Source organism: Paenibacillus tyrphae, assembly GCF_027925525.1.
GTDB lineage: Bacteria > Bacillota > Bacilli > Paenibacillales > NBRC-103111 > Paenibacillus_G > Paenibacillus_G tyrfis_B.
Window position 1 is genome coordinate 1 of sequence record NZ_BSDJ01000090.1, and the last position, 673, is coordinate 673.

A 673-nucleotide genomic window follows, 5' to 3' on the forward strand; every position below is an offset into this window, starting at 1 on the left:
TCATTGCCATCGATGGGCGGTTATCTCCCGTTCAAAAAATTACTTTTCCATGATCCGCTTTAACGTTCGTAAGTCTCTCTCGATCATCGCCGTATCGTTCGCGAAGCTTTCGTCCGACATCCCGGGCTGCCGGAACGCCGTGAAGACCACCTCGCAGCCAGAGCCGTTGGGAACGACCCGCATCGGATTCAGGATCGTTTGTCCGGTGGCGACGGTTACCCAATGATCCGCCACGCCGTAATCGTTCTTGTCCGCGAACTTGAGCGTGATCGGAGCTTCCATCGTTTCTACGATCCAGTCCTCTCCCGATCTCCGGACCGATTTCACAAAGGACGTTACCCATTCCGGAAAATTCTCCGGGTTCGTCACATAAGCGTACACCTCTTCGGGCCGGCGCTCAATCGAAATGCTTAATGTTTTGGAAGGCTGCACGGTCATCGTGTATCGCATTCTCCTTTCGGTTGGCATCTCGGCTTTAGCAAGCCATACCGGTATTGTAAATCATCCGACAGCCAAAAGATTGATTGAACACTCCCACCACCTGCGCTAATGGCGCTGAGGTGGGGGATTCTTGCGAACAGAGAAGCATCCTTCTCTTCTTGAGCAAGCGATCCCTGCGGTTCCCGCAGTTCAGTTGGCCTTCGCCAACAAACGCAGTCCTTCTTGCAAGATG

1 protein-coding gene is annotated in these 673 nt (G+C 53.3%); it reads right to left on the minus strand.

Annotated elements, in window-relative coordinates; genetic code table 11:
• Positions 1-39 precede the first annotated feature (39 nt).
• The gene (locus QMG93_RS34975) at positions 40-438 is read right to left on the minus strand and encodes an SRPBCC family protein (protein ID WP_281944514.1); all 399 of its coding nucleotides are present in this window, start codon (positions 436-438) and stop codon (positions 40-42) included.
• Between the last annotated feature and the right edge of the window lie 235 nt (positions 439-673).